The following is a 20,045-nucleotide window of genomic DNA, read 5'->3' as shown; positions in this document are numbered from 1 at the left end:
CAAATCCTCACTGAACCGCAACCGCAGGCGTGTTCCACAACACGATTGCAGCGGTCACCAGCAAATTGATCAGGGTCAGTGGCAGGCAGAATTTCCAGCTGAAATCCATCACCTGGTCATAACGCGGACGCGGGATGGAAGCGCGCAGCAGGATGAACAGCATGATGAAGAACGCGGTCTTCAGTGCGAACCAGACGAAGGACAGTTGCGGCAGGATGCCGAACGGACCGTGCCAGCCACCGAAGAACAGGGTGACCAGCAGCGCCGAGATCAGGATGATGCCGATGTATTCACCGACGAAGAACATGCCCCATTTCATACCGGCGTATTCAATGTGGTAACCGTCGGCCAGTTCCTGTTCCGCTTCCGGCTGGTCGAACGGGTGACGGTGAGTCACGGCCACGCCAGCGATGAAGAAGGTACAGAAGCCGAAGAACTGCGGAATGATGAACCACAGGTTCTGCGCCTGGTACTCGACGATGTCGCGCATGTTGAACGAGCCGACCTGCACCACGATGCCCATCAGAGCCAGGCCCATGAACACTTCGTAGGACACGGTCTGCGCCGAGGCACGCAAGCTGCCGAGAAGGGCGAACTTGTTGTTACTCGACCAGCCGGCGAACAGCACCGCGTAGACCGACAGACCGGCCATGGCGAAGAAGAACAGCAGGCCGATGTTCAGATCCGCCACGCCCCAGGTCGGGGTGATCGGGATGATCGCGAAAGCGATCAGCAGGGCGGACATGGCCACGACCGGTGCCAGGGTGAAAATCACCTTGTCGGCAAACGGCGGGGTCCAGTCTTCCTTGAAGAACATCTTCAGCATGTCGGCCGCGATCTGGAACATGCCGAACGGACCCACGCGGTTCGGACCGTAACGGTCCTGCCACCAGCCCAGCAGGCGACGCTCGACAAAGCTGAGCAACGCGCCTGCGACCACCACGGCCAGCAGGATCACGATGGCCTTGATGACCGTCAGGATCACATCGATCACTTCAGGGGTGAACCAGGTCATTGCGCTGCCTCCTGCAGACCATCAACGGTTTGGCCGAAAATCGCCGGCGGAATGCCTGCCAGACCGGCCGGCAGTGCAACCAGGCCAGCGCCCAGCTCTTCATTGATGCGCAGCGGCAGACGCAGGGTCTGGCCGGCAACATTGAGGCTCAGCAATGCGCCGTCGTTGACGCCCAGACGGTCCGCTTCGGACTTGGCCAGTGCAACGTAGGCGGCCGGGATGCGTTCCTGGACCGGAGCGGCTTTCGACGAGTTCTCGTCGCTGCCGAACAGGTGGTAGAACGGCACGGCTTGCCAGGTGCCCTGGGCCGGGTTGAACGCGCGCGGAACACTGGCGAACCAGTTCAGCGAATCACCAGTGCTTTCGATCAGGCGGGTGCCCGGATCGCCAGCGCGCAGGTGACCACCGACTTCGTCCTGGAACTTGTTCCAGGCTTGCGGCGAGTTCCAGCCCGGCGACCAGGCGAACGGCACTTGCTGACGCGGTTCGGCGGAGCCCGAGTAACCTTCCATCGAGAAGGCGAACGCGGTGTCCTTGTCTTGCGGGGTGCGTGGTTCGTGAACGCTGATGTCGGCGCGCATCGCGGTGCGACCGGAGTAACGCAGCGGCTCACGCGCCAGTTTCAGACCCTTGATGCGGAACGAGGCGGACGGCGCGGCGTCGACGATGCGGGCCAGTTGCGTGGTGCTCGAAGCAACGGCAGCGGTCACGTGGTCGAGTTGCGTCCAGTCGATCGGCTGGTTCAGCAGGGTGGCGCGCAGGGCGTGCAGCCAGCGCCAGCCTTCGTGGACCAGAATGCTCGCGTCCATGTATTGCGGGTCGAAAACCTGGAAGAAGCGCTGGGCGCGACCTTCCTGGCTGACCAGCGTACCGTCGCCTTCAGCGAAGCTGGCGGCTGGCAGAACCAGATGCGCACGGTCGCTGGTGGCGGTTTTCTGATGGTCGGCAACGATCACCACTTTCGCAGCGTTCAGTGCCGTATCGACCTTGGCCTTGGCGGTACGGGTGTACAGATCGTTTTCCAGCACGACGATGGCGTCGGCCTTGCCGTCGATGACCGCTTGCAGGGCGGCATCAACCGATTCGCCACCGAGCATGGCCAGGCCGAGGCTGTTGGCTTCCGGCACGATCAGGCTGATCGAACCGTTCTTCTCGCGCAGCTTCAGGGCCTTGGCGATGTTCGCAGCGGCTTCGATCAAGGCTTTGGAGCCCAGCGAAGTACCGGCGATGATCAGTGGACGCTTGGCCGCGAGCAGTGCGTCGGCGATGCGCTTGGCCAGTTCCAGGGCTTCGGCATCCAGACCTTCAACGGCAGGGGCGCTGGCGTCCAGGGCGTGAGCCACGGCGAAACCGATGCGGGCCAGATCGTCCGGAGCGGCGTGTACACACTCTTCGGCGATATCGTCGAGCTTGGTTTCAGCCAGGCTGGCGATGAACAGCGGGTTCAGCTCGTGCTGGCCGATGTTCTTCACGGCGGCGTCGAGCCAAGGCTGGACGCGCATGGCTTCGGCCATGTCTTCGGCCTTGCCTTTTACCGACTGACGCAGGGCCAGGGCCATGCGGGCAGCGGTCTGGGTCAGGTCTTCACCGAGGACGAACACGGCGTCGTGGTCTTCGATGTCGCGCATGTTCGGCACTGGCAGCGGGCTGTCTTTCAGCACTTGCAGGACCAGACGGATGCGTTCCAGCTCGGAGGCTTCGATACCGGAGTAGAAGTGCTCGGCGCCTACCAGTTCACGCAACGCGTAGTTGCTTTCCAGGCTGGCACGCGGCGAACCGATACCGACGATGTTGCGACCGCGCAGCAGGTCGGCGGCTTTGTCCAGCGCAGCATCCAGGCCAAGCTTGGTGCCGTCGGCCAGCAGCGGCTGACGTGGACGGTCGGTGCGGTTGACGTAGCCATAACCGAAACGGCCACGGTCGCACAGGAAGTACTGGTTCACCGAACCGTTGTAACGGTTTTCGATGCGACGCAGTTCGCCGTAACGCTCGCCCGGGGAGATGTTGCAACCGCTCGAGCAGCCATGGCAGATGCTCGGCGAGAACTGCATGTCCCACTTGCGGTTGTAGCGCTCGGAGTGAGTCTTGTCGGTGAACACACCGGTCGGGCAGACCTCGGTGAGGTTGCCGGAGAACTCGCTTTCGAGGGTGCCGTCTTCAACGCGACCGAAGTACACGTTGTCGTGGGCGCCAAATACACCGAGGTCGGTGCCGCCGGCGTAATCCTTATAGAAACGCACGCAGCGGTAGCAGGCGATGCAGCGGTTCATTTCGTGGGAAATGAACGGGCCCAGTTGCTGGTTCTGGTGGGTACGTTTGGTGAAGCGATAACGGCGCTCGTTGTGGCCGGTCATCACGGTCATGTCTTGCAGGTGGCAGTGACCGCCTTCCTCGCACACAGGGCAGTCGTGCGGGTGGTTGGTCATCAGCCATTCAACAACACTGGCGCGAAACGCCTTGGATTCTTCATCGTCGATGGAGATCCAAGTGTTGTCGGTGGCAGGGGTCATGCAGGACATGACGATGCGACCACGGGTGTCGTTCTCGTCGGTGTACTGCTTGACCGCGCACTGGCGGCAGGCCCCGACGCTACCAAGCGCGGGGTGCCAGCAGAAATAAGGGATGTCGAGGCCCAGCGACAGACATGCCTGTAACAGGTTGTCTGCCCCGTCGACTTCGAGCGCTTTGCCGTCTACGTGGATAGTGGCCATGGTTCAAAGGTCTTCGTTGGCCCGGTGTCAGCGGGCGTGGCTAATGGAATCTTGTTATCCGTCCGAATCCAGTCAGCCCCGAAAGGCGTCATCGGACGAAAGGCGAAGGGCACGGACCCTTCGCCTTTTCTAAGCGTTTACGCGCCGACTACGATCGGCTTCGCCAGAGGCGGGACGGTGGCGCTTGCAGGCGCGATACCGGCTTCGAACTCTGGACGGAAGTATTTGATGGCACTGCCCAACGGCTCCACGGCACCCGGTGCGTGAGCACAGAAGGTCTTGCCCGGGCCGAGGAAGTTGACCAGACCCAGCAGGGTCTCGATGTCGCCTGGCTGGCCGCGACCTTGTTCGATCGCCATCAAGAGCTTGACGCTCCATGGCAAACCATCACGGCACGGGGTGCAGAAGCCGCAGGATTCGCGAGCGAAGAACTGCTCCATGTTGCGCAGCAGGGACACCATGTTGACGCTGTCGTCCACCGCCATGGCCAGGCCGGTACCCATACGGGTGCCCACTTTGGCGATGCCGCCGGCGTACATTTGTGCGTCGAGGTGTTCCGGCAACAGGAAACCGGTACCGGCGCCGCCTGGCTGCCAGGCTTTCAGCTTGAAGCCGTCGCGCATGCCGCCGGCGTAGTCTTCGAACAGCTCGCGACCGGTCACGCCGAATGGCAGTTCCCACAGACCAGGGTTCTTGACCTTGCCGGAGAAGCCCATGAGCTTGGTGCCCATGTCTTCGCTGCCGTCGCGGGCCAACGATTTGTACCAGTCCACGCCGTCGGCGATGATCGCCGGCACGTTGCACAGGGTTTCAACGTTGTTCACGCAGGTCGGCTTGCCCCACACGCCAACGGCGGCAGGGAAGGGCGGTTTGGAGCGCGGGTTGGCGCGGCGACCTTCGAGGGAGTTGATCAGTGCGGTTTCTTCACCACAGATGTAACGCCCGGCGCCGGTGTGGACGAACAGCTCGAAATCGAAGCCGCTGCCCAGGATGTTCTTGCCCAGCAGGCCGGCAGCCTTGGCTTCTTCCACGGCACGGTTCAGGTGCTTGGCAGCGGTGGTGTACTCGCCACGCAGGAAGATGTAGCCACGGTAGGTTTTCAGCGCGCGGGCGCTGATCAGCATGCCTTCGATCAGCAGATGGGGCAGTTGCTCCATCAGCATGCGGTCTTTCCAGGTGTTCGGCTCCATTTCATCCGCGTTGCACAGCAGGTAGCGGATGTTGATGGATTCGTCCTTTGGCATCAGGCCCCACTTCACGCCAGTGGGGAAGCCTGCACCGCCGCGACCTTTGAGGCCGGCGTCTTTCACGGTCTGGACGATGGCGTCCTGATCCATGTCGGCGAAGGCCTTGCGCGCAGCGGCGTAACCGTTCTTGGCCTGGTACTCGTCGAGCCACACGGCTTCGCCGTCGTCACGCAGGCGCCAGGTCAGCGGGTGAGTCTCGGCCGAACGCTGGATGCGGTTGGCCGGGCCGAAAGAAGTCAGGGTCATACGTAGCCCTCGAGCAGTTTGGCGACGCCGGCAGGCTGGACATCGCCAAAGGTGTCGTCATCGATCATCAGCGCCGGTGCCTTGTCGCAGTTGCCGAGGCAGCAGACCGGCAGCAGGGTGAAACGACCGTCGGCGGTGGTCTGACCCAGGCCGATACCCAGGTTGTTCTGGATTTCGCTGACCACCGACTCGTGGCCGCCGATGTAGCAGACCATGCTGTCGCAGACGCGAATGATGTGACGGCCGACCGGCTGACGGAAGATCTGGCTGTAGAACGTGGCCACGCCTTCAACGTCGCTGGCCGGAATGCCGAGGATCTCGCCGATGGCGTACAGAGCGCCGTCCGGCACCCAGCCGCGTTCCTTCTGAACGATCTTCAGGGCTTCGATCGACGCCGCGCGCGGATCTTCGTAGTGATGCAGCTCGTGCTCGATGGCCGAGCGCTCGGTTTCACTCAAGGTGAAACGGTCTGTCTGGATAAGCGTGCTGTTCATGCTTAGCGGTCCACGTCGGCCATAACGAAATCGATACTACCCAGGTACGCAATCAGGTCCGCGACCATGCTGCCTTTGATCACCGAAGGGATCTGTTGCAGATGCGGGAAGCTCGGAGTACGGATCCGGGTACGGTAGCTCATGGTGCCGCCGTCGCTCGTCAGGTAATAACTGTTGATGCCCTTGGTCGCTTCGATCATCTGGAAGGATTCGTTGGCCGGCATGACCGGGCCCCACGAAACCTGCAGGAAGTGCGTGATCAGGGTTTCGATGTGCTGCAGCGTGCGCTCTTTCGGCGGCGGCGTGGTCAGCGGGTGATCCGCCTTGTACGGGCCTTCCGGCATGTTGCGCAGGCACTGGTCGATGATCTTGACGCTCTGGCGCATCTCTTCGACGCGAACCATGCAGCGGTCGTAGGCATCGCCGTTGGCAGCCAGCGGTACTTCGAACTCGAAGTTCTCGTAGCCGGAGTACGGACGCGCTTTACGCAGGTCGAAATCGCAACCCGTGGAACGCAGGCCGGCACCGGTGACGCCCCATTCCAGGGCCTCTTTGGTGTTGTACTGGGCAACGCCGATGGTACGACCCTTGAGGATGCTGTTCTGCAGGGCGGCCTTGGTGTATTCGTCGAGGCGCTTTGGCAGCCATTCAACGAAGTCTTTCACCAGTTTTTCCCAGCCGCGCGGCAGGTCGTGGGCGACGCCACCGATGCGGTACCAGGCCGGGTGCAGACGGAAACCGGTGATGGCTTCGATCACCGTGTACGCCTTCTGGCGGTCGGTGAAGGTGAAGAACACCGGAGTCATGGCGCCGACGTCCTGGATGTAGGTACCCAGGAACAGCAGGTGGCTGGTGATCCGGAAGAACTCGGCCATCATGATGCGGATGACGTCGACCTTCTCTGGCACCTTGATGCCGGCCAGCTTCTCGACCGAGAGCACGTACGGCAGGTTGTTCATCACGCCGCCGAGGTAGTCGATACGGTCGGTGTAAGGAATGAAGCTGTGCCAGGACTGACGCTCGGCCATCTTCTCGGCACCACGGTGGTGGTAACCGATGTCCGGAACGCAGTCGACGATCTCTTCACCGTCCAGTTGCAGGATGATGCGGAACGCACCGTGAGCCGAAGGATGGTTCGGGCCCAGGTTGAGGAACATGTAGTCCTCGTTCGCCCCGGAACGCTTCATGCCCCAGTCTTCAGGACGGAAACGCGCGGCTTCTTCCTCAAGCTGTTGCTTGGCCAGGTTCAGGCTGAACGGATCGAATTCGGTGGCGCGCGCCGGGAAGTCCTTGCGCAGCGGGTGACCTTCCCAGGTCGGCGGCATCATGATGCGCGACAGGTGCGGGTGACCTTTGAAGTCGATGCCGTACATGTCCCAGACTTCACGCTCGTACCAGTTGGCGTTCGGCCAGATGCTGGTGACGGTCGGCAAGCTGAGGTCGCTCTCGGACAAGGCGACCTTGATCATCACGTCACTATTACGTTCCAGCGACATGAGGTGATAGAACACGGTGAAATCGGCACCGCTCGGCAGCCCTTGACGCTTGGTGCGCAGACGCTCGTCCACGCCGTGCAGGTCATAGAGCATGACGTACGGCTTGGGCAGGTTGCGCAGGAAGGTCAGGACTTCGACGAGTCTGGCGCGAGCCACCCACAGCACCGGCATGCCGGTGCGGGTCGGCTGAGCGGTGAACGCTTCGGCGCCAAAACGGTTGTTCAGTTCGACGACCACATCCTGGTCGTCTGCCTTATAAGGCGGGATGTACAGAGCACTGCCTGTAGTCATGGTTATTTTTTCGCTTTCGGTCAACGTAAAGAATGAAGCCAGCTTCTCGTTTCTTTGAAACAGACTGGATCAGACTTCGTCAGGGCTGCGCAGGTTGGTGACTGCGATTCGCTGTTCGCGGCGCTGTTCCTTCTGCGAAGGCATGTCGGCGCGATAAACGCCTTGATCGCCAACGACCCAGGAAAGTGGGCGACGCTCCTGGCCAATGGATTCCTGCAACAGCATCAAGCCTTGCAGAAATGCTTCTGGACGGGGCGGGCAGCCAGGTACGTAGACGTCAACGGGCAGGAACTTGTCCACCCCCTGAACCACGGAGTAGATGTCGTACATGCCGCCGGAGTTGGCGCACGAACCCATCGAGATCACCCACTTGGGCTCGAGCATCTGCTCGTACAGGCGCTGAATGATCGGCGCCATCTTGATGAAGCAGGTCCCGGCGATAACCATGAAGTCGGCCTGACGCGGTGATGCCCGGATAACTTCGGCGCCGAAGCGCGCGATGTCGTGGGGCGCCGTGAAGGCGGTGGTCATTTCCACGTAGCAGCACGACAGACCGAAGTTGTACGGCCACAGGGAGTTCTTACGTCCCCAGTTGACCGCGCCACTCAGCACGTCTTCCAGCTTGCCCATGAAAATGTTTTTGTGGACTTGATCCTCTAACGGATCGGAAACGGTTTCCCGCTGGCCGATCGGATACTGCTCGTTAGGAGCATCGGGGTCGATTCTGGTGAGATTGTATTGCATTGCCAAAGCCTCATTGTTTCAGCTTCGCCTGCCGCTTGCGACGAGCTTCCGGAGCCCAGTCAAGGGCGCCCACTCGGAACAGGTAGACAAGACCTGCCAACAGAATTGCTATGAAAACGAGAGCTTCGACGAATCCGGTCCAGCCGCTTTCGCGGACGGACACAGACCATGCAAAGAGAAAGAGGGCTTCGATATCGAAGATCACGAACAGCATCGCGACCAGATAGAATTTGGCTGAGAGCCGCAAGCGGGCGCCACCGGTAGGTAGCATGCCGGACTCGAACGGTTCGTTTTTGCTGCGGCCCCAGGCTTTTGACCCGAGGAGGCTGGAGACGCCGAGCATGAAGGCACACAGGCCGACTACACCCAGAAGGAAAATGGCAAAGCCCCAGTTGTGGGCCATGAGTCCTGTCGCTTCGGGCATGCTGGAAATCCTTAACAGAGAGCAAAGGTCTCTGAGCTTGATAAAGAAATAAGGCAGTGACGATATGTCGCAGCAATCAATCGCGCTGATTTTATGGCTAAACACCCTGCAAGTAAAATTCCTATAGCGAAATTATTTATTGGAATAAGGACATAGCGCACCTCGAAGGGCCCGCAGCCCATGCGTTGCGGGCATTAGCCGGGATTTCACGAATTATGTTTTGTAGGAAATGTAACGAACATAGTTGTCGCTAAATGATAATTGATATCGTTTGGAGTGGTTTGGTAACTGTTTAACGGGTCAGTAGTTGGGAAGTTGTCTTATATGCGCGTTACTGCAAGTAGCGGCGGCGCCCGTTTTAGCCGATTTTTGCGATGCGGATACCGCTCTGGATCAATGTTTTGCCTGACAGGTTGTGCCAATTCCTGAGGCGCTCGGAAAACCGCAGGCAAAAAAAACGCCCCGAACCAGTCGGGGCGTCAGTTTTTCGGCAATGCGGTTAGCTTTCTATACGGTCCGCAAAGGCCGTTCGCTCAGGCGAAGTCGATCAGTGGAACTGTTCTTCTTCGGTCGAACCGGTCAGCGCGGTCACCGAGGACGTGCCGCCCTGGATCACGGTGGTCATGTCGTCGAAGTAGCCAGTGCCCACTTCCTGCTGGTGAGCCACGAAGGTATAACCCTTGGCGGCGTCAGCGAATTCCTGCTCTTGCAGCTTCACGTAGGCAGTCATGTCGTTGCGGGCGTAGTCGTGCGCCAGGTTGAACATGCTGTGCCACATGTTGTGAATGCCGGCCAGGGTGATGAACTGGTGCTTGTAACCCATGGCGGACAGTTCGCGCTGGAACTTGGCGATGGTCGCGTCGTCCAGGTTTTTCTTCCAGTTGAAGGAAGGCGAGCAGTTGTACGACAGGATCTGGTCCGGATATTCCTTTTTGATCGCTTCAGCGAAACGACGGGCTTCGTCCAGGTCCGGCTTGGCGGTTTCGCACCAGATCAGGTCGGCGTACGGCGCGTAGGCCAGGCCGCGGGCGATTGCCTGGTCCAGGCCTGCACGAACCTTGTAGAAACCTTCCTGAGTACGGGTGCCAGTCACGAACGGCTGGTCGTACGGGTCGCAGTCGGAAGTCAGCAGGTCGGCAGCGTTGGCGTCGGTACGGGCCAGGATGATGGTCGGTACACCGGCAACGTCGGCAGCCAGACGAGCAGCGGTCAGCTTCTGTACGGCTTCCTGGGTTGGAACCAGAACCTTGCCGCCCATGTGGCCGCATTTCTTCACGGAGGCCAGCTGGTCTTCGAAGTGAACGCCGGCGGCGCCTGCTTCGATCATGCTCTTCATCAGCTCGTAGGCGTTCAGTACGCCGCCGAAGCCGGCTTCGGCGTCAGCCACGATTGGCGCGAAGTAGTCGATGTAGCCTTCGTCGCCCGGGTTCTTGCCGGCTTTCCACTGGATCTGGTCGGCACGACGGAACGAGTTGTTGATGCGCTTGACCACGGTTGGCACCGAGTCCACCGGGTACAGCGACTGGTCCGGGTACATCGATTCGGCGGAGTTGTTATCCGCAGCGACTTGCCAGCCCGACAGGTAGATCGCCTGGATACCGGCTTTGACCTGTTGCACAGCCTGGCCGCCGGTCAGGGCGCCCATGCAGTTGACGAAATCTTTCTCTGGGCGGAAGGACGGCTTGGCACCCTGGGTGACCAGGTTCCACAGTTTTTCGGCGCCCATTTTTGCAAAGGTGTGCTCTGGTTGAACCGAGCCACGCAGACGGACGACGTCAGCAGCGGAGTAATTGCGAGTCACGCCTTTCCAGCGCGGGTTTTCAGCCCAGTCTTTTTCAAGGGCTGCAATTTGCTGTTCGCGTGTCAGTGCCATGGAGATAAACCTCGTCGCGTCTTTATGAAAAGTTGTTCTGCGGTGGAAAATTCCTTGCGCTCGCTGACCAGAAGCTTAGGTGGTCAGGTCGGGTTCGGCGGGGCAGGCGACGGGATGAACGATGGGCTCGAGGGGAAGTGAGCAGGTAAAGGCGAACTGGCGGGCGCATTCGGGCGTCGTGGGCCTTTATACGAACTACAGTGTAAAGCCGGGTTACCTAATTACGCTTCCGTCCCTCGGGACAACTTCGTTCCAGTCGGCAACCTCGTCAAACACACCTTGTGGGCGGTACAGACACGAAACGGCTCGCGGGGATGGTTGCGAGCATCGCTTCGAAGGCCCTTGCCAGGGCCTCTGATTAGCGGGAGCGAGGCCATCATGCCTTCGCTTTTTTGGCTCGTCAAACGTTTTGTAGTGCTTTTTTTCAAGCACTACATCTTTCGTCTAATACGACTAATCAGTCAGTTTTCGGTGCTTTAGTCCAACGTGTCGACTTTCACCCGCAACGTCATGTCATCCCGGCCTTGAGTCGAGTAGCTGCGGGCCAGGCCCTGTTTGTCGGCCTGAGTCTGGCGATTTACGCCAGCGAGGGTGATCCACTCGCCCAGGCGTCCGGTGACAGTTGTGTCGGTGCTTTGCACGTTCACTACATCGGGACGTTCCTGGCTCATGCGGTCACGGTTGGTACTGATGGCCAGGTGAACGGTTTCGCCGGTGACGCTTGCGGTGACATAAAACCCCTGGGTGACGTTGCGATATTGAGTCTGGCTGCTGTAATCGCCGTAGGAGTTGGTCTGGCTGCTGGTGATCGGCACGCTTTGGCCAACCTGGATCAGCGCCGGTGCGCCTTCGCTGGCCTGGATCTGCTGAATGCCGCCGTCACGGCTGGCAGTGCTGCGACTGATGATGCGGGTTTGCGCGCCATTGACCGAATAGCCTTCATCGCCACGACCGTTGTTTTCGTTGGTGTCGACCGTGATCAGCAGGCGCTTGGGCGCGGTGTCGAGTTGCGAGAGCAGGTCCTTGAGTTCTTCGATCTTGCCGGGTTCAGCCTTGACGATCAGTTGGTTGCCATAGGCGCTGACCTGGCCGTCCTTGCCGATGAAGTCTTGAGCCACCGGCAGCATGTCGGCGCTGGTGTGGTATTTGAGGGGCACGATTTCTGTGGCTGCCATCACCGAAAAACTGCAGCCGAGCAGCAGGGTGGTGAGCAGGGTGCGTAGGGACATGTCCGTTATCTCCGCTTTCGAAAGGCTTGATATTGCCAGTTTGTCGGCCCGGGGTGGGGCAAGTTGAATCCTAGACAGCAAAACGCCCCGGCATCGTCGGATGGCGGGGCGTTTTACGTGATCGTTCCCACGCTCCGCGTGGGAATGCAGCCAGTGACGCTCTGCGTCACATGCCGCAAGGGACGCGGAGCGTCCCGAGAGGCATTCCCACGCAGAGCGTGGGAACGATCGGCGCCTCGGTCTTAAGCTGAGTGACGAACCATATCGACATGCGGAATCCCGGCTTCGAGGAATTCCTCGCTGACCAGGTTGAAACCGAGGCGCTCATAGAACGCCGTGGCCTGTACCTGGGCGCTGAGCATCTGCTGCTTCAGGCCGCGTGCTTCCGCTTCGGCAATCACCGCTTGCATCAGCGCATCGCCGACCTTCAGGCCGCGCCAGTCTTTCAGCACCGAAACCCGGCCGACATGCCCGTCGGGCAAGAGGCGGGCGGTGCCGATCGGAAAGTCGCCTTCGAAAGCCAGGAAATGCACCGCCGTGGCGTCATCAGCGTCCCACTCAAGCTCGGGTGGAACCGATTGTTCGGCAATGAACACCGTTTCGCGAATGCGGCGGATCTCGGCGTTGTCCTTTTGCCAGTCTGCAACACGTACGCGAATCTTATTCATCGTCGGCGAACCCCAGGCTTCCCTGTTTGACCAGTTCGCACAGCAGGCCGCGACCGTCTTCGTCGCTCAGCCAGTCACCGAGGTTGTCTGTGTGCAGGGCGTCGGCGGAGCAGATCAGCTTCAGCAGTTCGCGCAGCTTGCCCGGCAGGTAACGGCTCTGACCGCTGGCGAACAGCAGCAGATCGTCATCGACGTCCGACCACGCCAGACGCGCGCTCGGGTTGCGGATCAGGATGGCACCGTCTTCGAGCGCGCCGAGGAGGTCTTCTTCCTCGACTTCTTCCGGGCCGACCACCAGCTCTGGATAACGCGGCTCGGTCATGTACTGGCCGAACCAGGTCAGCAGCAGGCGTTCGTCGCTCATGTGTTCGGCGAGCAGCGCTTTCAGGCGGCCGAGTGCATCGTGCTGGATCTGATGTGGATCATCGCTGACCGGCTTGGCGTCGGCGTCGGTGTAGCGCTCTTCGTCAGTCAGGAACTGGCTGAGGAAGTCGGTGAAGTGGGTCAGCACTTCAGCGGCGCTCGGTGCGCGAAAGCCGACCGAGTAGGTCATGCAGTCATCGACGGCAACGCCGCAGTGAGCCAGGCGCGGCGGCAGGTAGAGCATGTCGCCCGGCTCCAGGACCCACTCTTCGGTCTCGTGGAATTCGGCGAGGATGCGCAGATCCGCGTGTTGCAGCAGCGGGCTTTCGGAGTCGCACATCTGGCCGATTTTCCAGTTGCGCTTGCCGTGGCCTTGCAGCAGGAACACGTCGTAGTTGTCGAAGTGCGGACCGACGCTGCCACCCGGAGCGGCGAAGCTGATCATCACGTCGTCGACGCGCCAGCTCGGCAGGAAGCGGAAGTTTTCCAGCAGCTCGCTGACTTCCGGCACGAACTGATCGACCGCCTGCACCAGCAGGGTCCACTCGCGCTCCGGCAGTTTGCTGAATTCGTCTTCGGCGAACGGGCCGCGACGCAGTTCCCAAGGGCGCTCGCCGTGCTCGATCACCAGGCGCGATTCGACTTCTTCTTCCAGGGCCAGGCCGGCGAGTTCGTCGGCGTCGATCGGGCTTTCGAAATCAGGAATCGCCTGACGGATCAGCAGTGGTTTTTTCTGCCAGTAGTCGCGCATGAATTCGCGCGCCGTAAGACCACCCAGAAGTTGAAGAGGAATATCGGGATTCATATGTAACCTATTGAAAAAAAGCATTTTTCAGACGGGAATAAAAACGCCCGGCGCGGCCGGGCGTCTCAAACGGGTCAAACAGTCGATCAGATGCGTTTGGCTTGCGCTACAGCGTTTCCGATGTAGTTGGCCGGCGTCAGTTGCTTGAGCTCGGCTTTCGCAGCGGCCGGCATGTCCAGGCCATCGATGAAAGTCTGCAGCGCTTCAGGGCTGATGCCCTTGCCGCGCGTCAGTTCTTTCAGCTTCTCGTACGGATTTTCGATGTTGTAGCGGCGCATCACGGTCTGGATCGGCTCGGCCAGGACTTCCCAGCAAGCGTCCAGATCGGCAGCGATCTTGTCAGCGTTCAGCTCGAGCTTGCTGATGCCTTTGAGGCTCGCTTCGTACGCGATCACGCTGTGGGCGAAGCCGACACCGAGGTTACGCAGCACGGTGGAGTCGGTCAGGTCGCGCTGCCAGCGGGAGATTGGCAGTTTGCTCGCCAGGTGCTGGAACAGCGCGTTGGCGATGCCCAGGTTGCCTTCGGAGTTTTCGAAGTCGATCGGGTTGACCTTGTGCGGCATGGTCGACGAACCGATTTCGCCGGCGATGGTGCGCTGCTTGAAGTAGCCCAGGGAGATGTAGCCCCAGATGTCACGGTCGAAGTCGATCAGGATGGTGTTGAAGCGCGCAATGGCGTCGAACAGCTCGGCGATGTAGTCGTGCGGCTCGATCTGCGTGGTGTACGGGTTGAAGCCCAGACCCAGCTCGTCTTCGATGAAGGCGCGGGCGTTGGCTTCCCAGTCGATCTGCGGGTAGGCCGACAGGTGAGCGTTGTAGTTGCCGACAGCGCCGTTGATCTTGCCCAGCAGCGGAACGGCAGCGACCTGAGCGATCTGGCGCTCCAAACGGTAAACCACGTTCGCCAGCTCTTTACCCAGAGTGGTCGGCGAAGCCGGTTGGCCGTGGGTGCGCGACAGCATCGGCACGTCGGCGAAGCGGATGGCCAGTTCGCGGATGGCATTGGCAGTCTGGCGCATCAGCGGCAGCATCACGTCGTCACGGCCTTCGCGCAGCATCAGGGCGTGGGACAGGTTGTTGATGTCCTCGCTGGTGCAGGCGAAGTGGATGAATTCGCTGACCTTGGCCAGCTCAGGCAGCTTGGCCGCTTGCTCTTTGAGCAGGTATTCGATCGCTTTTACGTCGTGGTTGGTGGTGCGCTCGATCTCTTTCACGCGCTCGGCGTGCTCCAGCGAGAAGTTTTCGGCCAGTTCATTCAGAACGGCGTTGGCTTCGGCGGAGAAGGCTGGCACTTCCGGGATGCCGGCGTGAGCCGCCAGGCGCTGGAGCCAGCGCACTTCAACCAGAACGCGGGCACGGATCAGACCGTACTCGCTGAAAATTGGGCGCAGGGCCTGGGTTTTGCCGGCGTAGCGGCCGTCAACAGGGGAAACCGCAGTGAGCGAAGAGAGCTGCATGGGGTGTTCTCGGACAGTCGGGCAACGAAATGGGGCGCGTATCATACATGAAAAAATCCGCCGGTCCGTCGCCAACTGACCGGCGTATTACGCGTTACAGACTACAAAGCTTTTATTGCGCGGCGATTTACTCGCTGCGCATCAACGGATACAGCTCTTTGAGCAATTTGCGTCGGCTGACGACAAGCTGCCAGCGATGACCGCCGAGCTGACGCCACAGGCGTGCCGAACGAATGCCGGCGAGCAGCAGAGCGCGAATCTTCGAGGCGTTGCTCGGCTGCTGCAGATTGCGCATGTCGCCATGCACCTGAATGCGCTGGCGCAGCGTGCTCAGGGTGTCCTGATACAGCGCACCGCAGGCTGCGATCACGTTTTCGTGGGCCGGGCCGAAGTGCTCGACCTGCGACTGGATCTGCGGCAAGCGCTTGCCGATCACGTCGAGCATGTCGTTGCGCTTGGCCAGTTGTCGCTCAAGGCCAAGCATCGACAGGGCGTAGCGCAGCGGCTCGCGCTGCAAGGTGCTCGGGTCGCGCTCGAGGGCGCCGATCAGCGCGCGGTAACCCTCGCGCAGGTTGATATCGTCGCCGCCGTAAACATCCAGGGTATCTTTCGGGTCGCGAACCAGCAGGCTGCCGAGCATGCAGCTCAGGCCGGCCTCGTTGGTCTGGCCGGTCTTGGCGATCCGGTCGACCAGCACGGCGGCGAGAAACACGCCGCCCAGAGCGGTCAATTGCTCCTGAGTCGGGCTCATGCCTGGCCGCTCCACGGCTCGGCGACTTCGATCACGCCGCCACCGAGGCAGACTTCACCGTCATAGAACACCACCGACTGGCCCGGCGTGACCGCGCGCTGCGGCTCGTCGAACACGGCGCGATAGCCGGTTTCGGTTTTCTCAAGGGTGCAGGCCTGATCGCTCTGGCGATAACGAACCTTGGCAGTCAGGCGCAGCGGCTGGCTTAGATCGATCGGGTTGACCCAATAGATTTCCGAAGCGAGCAGGGCGCTGGAGAACAGCCACGGATGGTTGTTGCCCTGACCGACGATCAGCTCGTTGGTGTCCAGATCCTTGCGCAGCACGTACCACGGCTCGTCGCCGGCGTCTTTCAGGCCGCCGATGCCCAGGCCCTGACGCTGGCCGATGGTGTGGTACATCAAGCCGTGGTGACGGCCGATGACTTCGCCTTCGGTGGTCTTGATCTCGCCCGGTTGTGCCGGCAGGTATTGCTTGAGGAAATCGCTGAAGCGACGCTCGCCGATGAAGCAGATCCCGGTGGAATCCTTCTTCTTGGCGGTCGCCAGCTCGTATTTCTCGGCAATCGCGCGGACTTCCGGTTTTTCCAGCTCGCCGACCGGGAACAGGGTCTTGGCGATCTGTTCGCCGCCGACGGCGTGCAGGAAGTAGCTCTGATCCTTGTTCGGATCCAGGCCTTTGAGCAGCTCGGTGCGGCCATAGATGTCGCGGCGGCGCACGTAGTGACCGGTGGCAATCAGGTCGGCGCCGAGCATCATGGCGTAGTCGAGGAACGCCTTGAACTTGATCTCGCGGTTGCACAGGATATCCGGGTTCGGCGTGCGGCCGGCCTTGTATTCGGCCAGGAAGTGCTCGAACACGTTGTCCCAGTACTCGGCGGCGAAGTTGGCGGTGTGCAGCTTGATACCGATCTTGTCGCACACGGCCTGGGCATCCGCCAGGTCGTCCATGGCGGTGCAGTATTCCGTTCCGTCGTCTTCTTCCCAGTTCTTCATGAACAGGCCTTCCACTTCATAGCCCTGCTCGATCAGCAGGAGAGCGGAAACGGAAGAGTCCACGCCGCCGGACATGCCGACAATGACGCGCTTCTTGGATGTGTCAGAAGGGGCTGGATCACGCATAGGGATTCAATGAGTGTCTTGAAAAAGGACGCGATTCTATCAGGCTCACGGCCTCAAGGCTAAAGGGAAGGGCGGATCAGTTCGAGGCCGAAGCGATTGCCCGCCAGATAATCATCGATGCAACGGATGATCAGCTCGCTGCGCCAGTTGTCTCGCTGGGCCAATAATTCGTCGCGGGTCAGCCACTTGGCGCCGACGATGCCGTCGTCCAGCTGATAATCTGGGTGGTGTTTCACGGCGTTGGCGCTGAAGCACACGCGCTGGTAAGTCACGCCGTTGCTCGGGGCGGTGTACAGATAAATGCCGACCACGGCGGTGGGTTCGACGTCCCAGCCGGTTTCTTCGAGGGTTTCGCGCACGGCAGCTTCGATCAGGGTTTCGTCCGGATCCAGATGGCCAGCGGGCTGATTGAGCACATTACGCCCGGCCTTGTGTTCCTCGACCATCAAAAAACGACCGTTGTCCTCGACGATGGTGGCGACGGTGATGTGGGGTTGCCATTGCATTGATTGAATCTCCTGAGCGATAGGCAGAAACACAAACCCCGGCGCAAGGCCGGGGTTTGTGATGTTCCCTTTACAACCTTATATCAGCGCAGCGATGGCCGCGTTGAGGGTTGCGCTTGGGCGCATGGCCTTGCTGATCAGCTCGGCATTGGCGTGGTAGTAACCGCCGATGTCCACTGGCTTGCCTTGAACGGCATTGAGCTCGGCAACGATGGTCGCTTCGTTCTCGGTCAGGGTCTTGGCCAGAGTCGCGAACTGCGCTTGCAGTGCAGCGTCTTCGGTCTGGGCAGCCAGGGCTTGTGCCCAGTACATTGCCAGGTAGAAGTGGCTGCCGCGGTTGTCGATGTTGCCGACTTTGCGCGATGGCGACTTGTTGTTGTCGAGGAACTGGCCAGTGGCCTGGTCCAGGGTCTTGGACAGAACCAGCGCTTTCGGGTTGTTGTAGTTCACACCCAGGTGCTCGAGAGACGCGGCCAGGGCCAGGAATTCACCCAGCGAATCCCAGCGCAGGAAGTTCTCTTCGACCAGTTGCTGCACGTGCTTCGGAGCCGAACCGCCGGCGCCGGTTTCGAACAGGCCACCGCCGTTCATCAGCGGCACGATCGACAGCATCTTGGCGCTGGTGCCCAGTTCCATGATCGGGAACAGGTCGGTCAGGTAGTCACGCAGTACGTTGCCGGTCACCGAAATGGTGTCCTTGCCTTCGCGGGTGCGCTGCAGGGTGTATTTCATGGCATCGACCGGCGCCATGATCTGGATGTCCAGACCGGCGGTGTCGTGATCCTTCAGGTAAGCCTGAACCTTCTCGATCACCACGCCGTCGTGGGCGCGCATCGGGTCCAGCCAGAAAATGGCTGGCGTTGCGCTTGCACGAGCACGGTTGACGGCCAGTTTGACCCAGTCCTGGATCGGCGCGTCTTTGGTCTGGCACATGCGGAAGATGTCGCCGGCTTCAACAGCCTGTTCCATCAGCAGGGTGCCTTTGCTGTCGGTTACGCGAACCACGCCGTCGGCCTTGATCTGGAAGGTCTTGTCGTGGGAACCGTACTCTTCAGCCTTTTTAGCCATCAGGCCAACGTTTGGCACGCTGCCCATGGTGGTCGGATCGAAAGCGCCATTGGCTTTGCAATCTTCGATCACGGCCTGGTAGATGGTGGCGTAGCAGCGATCCGGGATCACAGCCTTGGTGTCGTGCAGCTGGCCGTCGGTGCCCCACATCTTGCCGGAGTCACGGATCATGGCCGGCATCGAGGCGTCGACGATAACGTCGCTCGGCACGTGCAGGTTGGTGATGCCTTTGTCGGAGTTGACCATCGCCAGCGAAGGACGAACGGCGTAGACCGCCTGCACGTCGGCTTCGATCTGGGCTTGTTGTTCGGCCGGCAGGGATTTGATGCGGGCGTACAGGTCGCCGATGCCGTTGTTCAGGTTGAAGCCGATCTCGGCCAGCACGTCGGCGTGCTTGGTCAGGGCGTCTTTGTAGAACTCGGCAACGATCTGGCCGAACATGATCGGGTCGGAGACCTTCATCATGGTGGCTTTCAGGTGAACCGACAGCAGCACGCCTTGTTGCTTGGCGCTGTCGATTTCAGCGGCGATGAACGCGCGCAGAGCCTTTTTGCTCATCACGGAGCAGTCGAGGATCTCGCCCGCCTGAACGGTGGTTTTTTCTTTCAGGACGGTGGTGGTGCCGTCTTGGGCGACCAGCTCGATTTTCACGGTGTCAGCGGCGTCGATCAGGGCCGCTTTTTCGCTGCCGTAGAAATCGCCGGTGCTCATGTGAGCGACGTGGGACTTGGAGTCCTTGGCCCAGGCGCCCATTTTGTGCGGGTGCTTGCGAGCGTAGTTCTTGACCGACAGCGGCGCGCGACGGTCGGAGTTGCCTTCACGCAGAACCGGGTTCACGGCGCTCCCCTTGACCTTGTCGTAGCGCGCCTTGGCGTCTTTGTCGGCGTCGCTGGTCACGGTTTCCGGGTAGTCCGGCAGGTTGTAGCCCTGGGCCTGCAGTTCTTTGATCGCGGCTTGCAGTTGCGGAACCGAGGCGCTGATGTTCGGCAGCTTGATGATGTTGGCTTCAGGCGTAACGGCCAGGTCGCCCAGTTCGGCGAGGTGGTCGGCTACGGCTTTGTCGCCCAGTTGCTCGGGGAAGCTGGCCAGAATACGTGCTGCAAGAGAGATATCGCGGGTTTCCACGGCGATATCGGCCGAGGCGGTGTAAGCCTCGATGATCGGCAGCAGGGAATAGGTGGCGAGGGCTGGAGCTTCGTCGGTGAAGGTATAGATGATCTTCGAGCGGGTGGGCATATTCGGATTAACTCTCTCTTCTTTGCTAAAGCGTGCGCAGAAACTCGAGGGGCGCCGGGTAAGCGCGTTCGTTCAAAGTCATCCATGAACCGAATGTCGAGAATCTTCGCGGTGATGTTGGGTGCATCAGTAGAGCGTCAAGCAGTCGGACTGCGGTAACAACCCGACCAATCAGGCGGAAAGTCTCGTGCTAGAGAGGCCAGCCGTCGTGACCCTTTGGTCAGCGGGCGGCATTATACATAGGTAGCTGGCAATCTGCCGATGGTTCATATGCAACGATTCTCGTCCATTGGTCTAAAG

Annotated in this window: 16 protein-coding genes; all 16 read right to left on the bottom strand. The window is 60.5% G+C overall.

What is annotated here, in order from left to right:
- Positions 1-7 precede the first annotated feature (7 nt).
- The 16 genes from nuoH to L6D82_RS11045 all read right to left on the bottom strand — a co-directional run bounded on the left by nuoH (position 8) and on the right by L6D82_RS11045 (position 19,745).
- Positions 8-1,015, bottom strand: a complete 1,008-nt coding sequence (gene nuoH / locus L6D82_RS11120) for an NADH-quinone oxidoreductase subunit NuoH (protein ID WP_007951460.1) — start codon at positions 1,013-1,015, stop codon at positions 8-10.
- Positions 1,012-3,726, bottom strand: a complete 2,715-nt coding sequence (gene nuoG / locus L6D82_RS11115) for an NADH-quinone oxidoreductase subunit NuoG (protein WP_102687966.1) — start codon at positions 3,724-3,726, stop codon at positions 1,012-1,014. Before nuoG ends, nuoH begins: the two co-directional genes overlap by 4 nt.
- 137 nt (positions 3,727-3,863) lie before the next feature.
- Positions 3,864-5,219: an NADH-quinone oxidoreductase subunit NuoF gene (gene nuoF, locus L6D82_RS11110; RefSeq protein WP_085745980.1), complete on the bottom strand. Its 1,356-nt coding sequence runs from the start codon at positions 5,217-5,219 to the stop codon at positions 3,864-3,866.
- On the bottom strand, positions 5,216-5,713 hold the full coding sequence (gene nuoE, locus L6D82_RS11105; protein ID WP_003223804.1) for an NADH-quinone oxidoreductase subunit NuoE: 498 nt from the start codon (positions 5,711-5,713) through the stop codon (positions 5,216-5,218). Before nuoE ends, nuoF begins: the two co-directional genes overlap by 4 nt.
- A 2-nt stretch (positions 5,714-5,715) precedes the next feature.
- On the bottom strand, positions 5,716-7,500 hold the full coding sequence (gene nuoC / locus L6D82_RS11100) for an NADH-quinone oxidoreductase subunit C/D (RefSeq protein ID WP_179694430.1): 1,785 nt from the start codon (positions 7,498-7,500) through the stop codon (positions 5,716-5,718).
- 69 nt (positions 7,501-7,569) lie between these two features.
- Positions 7,570-8,244 (bottom strand): NuoB/complex I 20 kDa subunit family protein, encoded by a 675-nt coding sequence (locus tag L6D82_RS11095; protein WP_007951456.1) that lies wholly within the window; start codon positions 8,242-8,244, stop codon positions 7,570-7,572.
- Positions 8,245-8,254: 10 nt separating this feature from the next.
- Positions 8,255-8,668: an NADH-quinone oxidoreductase subunit A gene (locus L6D82_RS11090; RefSeq protein WP_003223812.1), complete on the bottom strand. Its 414-nt coding sequence runs from the start codon at positions 8,666-8,668 to the stop codon at positions 8,255-8,257.
- A gap of 547 nt (positions 8,669-9,215) precedes the next feature.
- Positions 9,216-10,541, bottom strand: coding sequence for an isocitrate lyase (gene aceA / locus L6D82_RS11085; protein WP_011334956.1), 1,326 nt, complete (start codon positions 10,539-10,541; stop codon positions 9,216-9,218).
- A gap of 476 nt (positions 10,542-11,017) precedes the next feature.
- Positions 11,018-11,770: a secretin N-terminal domain-containing protein gene (locus tag L6D82_RS11080; RefSeq protein ID WP_007951453.1), complete on the bottom strand. Its 753-nt coding sequence runs from the start codon at positions 11,768-11,770 to the stop codon at positions 11,018-11,020.
- 242 nt (positions 11,771-12,012) lie between these two features.
- Positions 12,013-12,438, bottom strand: a complete 426-nt coding sequence (locus L6D82_RS11075) for a GNAT family N-acetyltransferase (protein WP_007951452.1) — start codon at positions 12,436-12,438, stop codon at positions 12,013-12,015.
- Positions 12,431-13,606, bottom strand: coding sequence for a ribosomal protein uL16 3-hydroxylase (locus tag L6D82_RS11070; protein ID WP_007951451.1), 1,176 nt, complete (start codon positions 13,604-13,606; stop codon positions 12,431-12,433). The genes L6D82_RS11075 and L6D82_RS11070 overlap by 8 nt, the downstream gene beginning before the upstream one ends.
- Before the next feature lie 86 nt (positions 13,607-13,692).
- On the bottom strand, positions 13,693-15,063 hold the full coding sequence (gene purB, locus L6D82_RS11065) for an adenylosuccinate lyase (protein WP_039767413.1): 1,371 nt from the start codon (positions 15,061-15,063) through the stop codon (positions 13,693-13,695).
- 127 nt (positions 15,064-15,190) lie between these two features.
- The gene (gene hflD / locus L6D82_RS11060; RefSeq protein WP_039767411.1) at positions 15,191-15,814 is read right to left on the bottom strand and encodes a high frequency lysogenization protein HflD; all 624 of its coding nucleotides are present in this window, start codon (positions 15,812-15,814) and stop codon (positions 15,191-15,193) included.
- Positions 15,811-16,935: a tRNA 2-thiouridine(34) synthase MnmA gene (gene mnmA / locus L6D82_RS11055; RefSeq protein WP_102716999.1), complete on the bottom strand. Its 1,125-nt coding sequence runs from the start codon at positions 16,933-16,935 to the stop codon at positions 15,811-15,813. Before mnmA ends, hflD begins: the two co-directional genes overlap by 4 nt.
- Before the next feature lie 59 nt (positions 16,936-16,994).
- Positions 16,995-17,441, bottom strand: coding sequence for an NUDIX hydrolase (locus tag L6D82_RS11050; RefSeq protein ID WP_102716998.1), 447 nt, complete (start codon positions 17,439-17,441; stop codon positions 16,995-16,997).
- A 78-nt stretch (positions 17,442-17,519) separates the two neighbouring features.
- A complete protein-coding gene (locus tag L6D82_RS11045) occupies positions 17,520-19,745 on the bottom strand; it encodes an NADP-dependent isocitrate dehydrogenase (RefSeq protein WP_236189031.1) in 2,226 nt (741 codons plus the stop codon).
- Positions 19,746-20,045 lie beyond the last annotated feature (300 nt).

Origin of the sequence: Pseudomonas paraglycinae (assembly GCF_021601625.1) — a bacterium.
GTDB lineage: Bacteria > Pseudomonadota > Gammaproteobacteria > Pseudomonadales > Pseudomonadaceae > Aquipseudomonas > Aquipseudomonas paraglycinae.
This window is presented reverse-complemented; position numbering and strand designations above follow the sequence as displayed.

What these genes read in the sequence shown, in the direction of transcription:
- nuoE (WP_003223804.1), bottom strand. Translation starts at nt 5,713, where the DNA reads ATGAACAGCACGCTTATCCAGACAGACCGTTTCACCTTGAGTGAAACC.
- nuoG (WP_102687966.1), bottom strand. Translation starts at nt 3,726, where the DNA reads ATGGCCACTATCCACGTAGACGGCAAAGCGCTCGAAGTCGACGGGGCA.
- L6D82_RS11050 (WP_102716998.1), bottom strand. Translation starts at nt 17,441, where the DNA reads ATGCAATGGCAACCCCACATCACCGTCGCCACCATCGTCGAGGACAAC.
- mnmA (WP_102716999.1), bottom strand. Translation starts at nt 16,935, where the DNA reads ATGCGTGATCCAGCCCCTTCTGACACATCCAAGAAGCGCGTCATTGTC.
- nuoC (WP_179694430.1), bottom strand. Translation starts at nt 7,500, where the DNA reads ATGACTACAGGCAGTGCTCTGTACATCCCGCCTTATAAGGCAGACGAC.
- nuoF (WP_085745980.1), bottom strand. Translation starts at nt 5,219, where the DNA reads ATGACCCTGACTTCTTTCGGCCCGGCCAACCGCATCCAGCGTTCGGCC.
- L6D82_RS11070 (WP_007951451.1), bottom strand. Translation starts at nt 13,606, where the DNA reads ATGAATCCCGATATTCCTCTTCAACTTCTGGGTGGTCTTACGGCGCGC.
- L6D82_RS11075 (WP_007951452.1), bottom strand. Translation starts at nt 12,438, where the DNA reads ATGAATAAGATTCGCGTACGTGTTGCAGACTGGCAAAAGGACAACGCC.
- hflD (WP_039767411.1), bottom strand. Translation starts at nt 15,814, where the DNA reads ATGAGCCCGACTCAGGAGCAATTGACCGCTCTGGGCGGCGTGTTTCTC.
- aceA (WP_011334956.1), bottom strand. Translation starts at nt 10,541, where the DNA reads ATGGCACTGACACGCGAACAGCAAATTGCAGCCCTTGAAAAAGACTGG.
- L6D82_RS11080 (WP_007951453.1), bottom strand. Translation starts at nt 11,770, where the DNA reads ATGTCCCTACGCACCCTGCTCACCACCCTGCTGCTCGGCTGCAGTTTT.
- L6D82_RS11045 (WP_236189031.1), bottom strand. Translation starts at nt 19,745, where the DNA reads ATGCCCACCCGCTCGAAGATCATCTATACCTTCACCGACGAAGCTCCA.
- L6D82_RS11090 (WP_003223812.1), bottom strand. Translation starts at nt 8,668, where the DNA reads ATGCCCGAAGCGACAGGACTCATGGCCCACAACTGGGGCTTTGCCATT.
- purB (WP_039767413.1), bottom strand. Translation starts at nt 15,063, where the DNA reads ATGCAGCTCTCTTCGCTCACTGCGGTTTCCCCTGTTGACGGCCGCTAC.
- nuoH (WP_007951460.1), bottom strand. Translation starts at nt 1,015, where the DNA reads ATGACCTGGTTCACCCCTGAAGTGATCGATGTGATCCTGACGGTCATC.
- L6D82_RS11095 (WP_007951456.1), bottom strand. Translation starts at nt 8,244, where the DNA reads ATGCAATACAATCTCACCAGAATCGACCCCGATGCTCCTAACGAGCAG.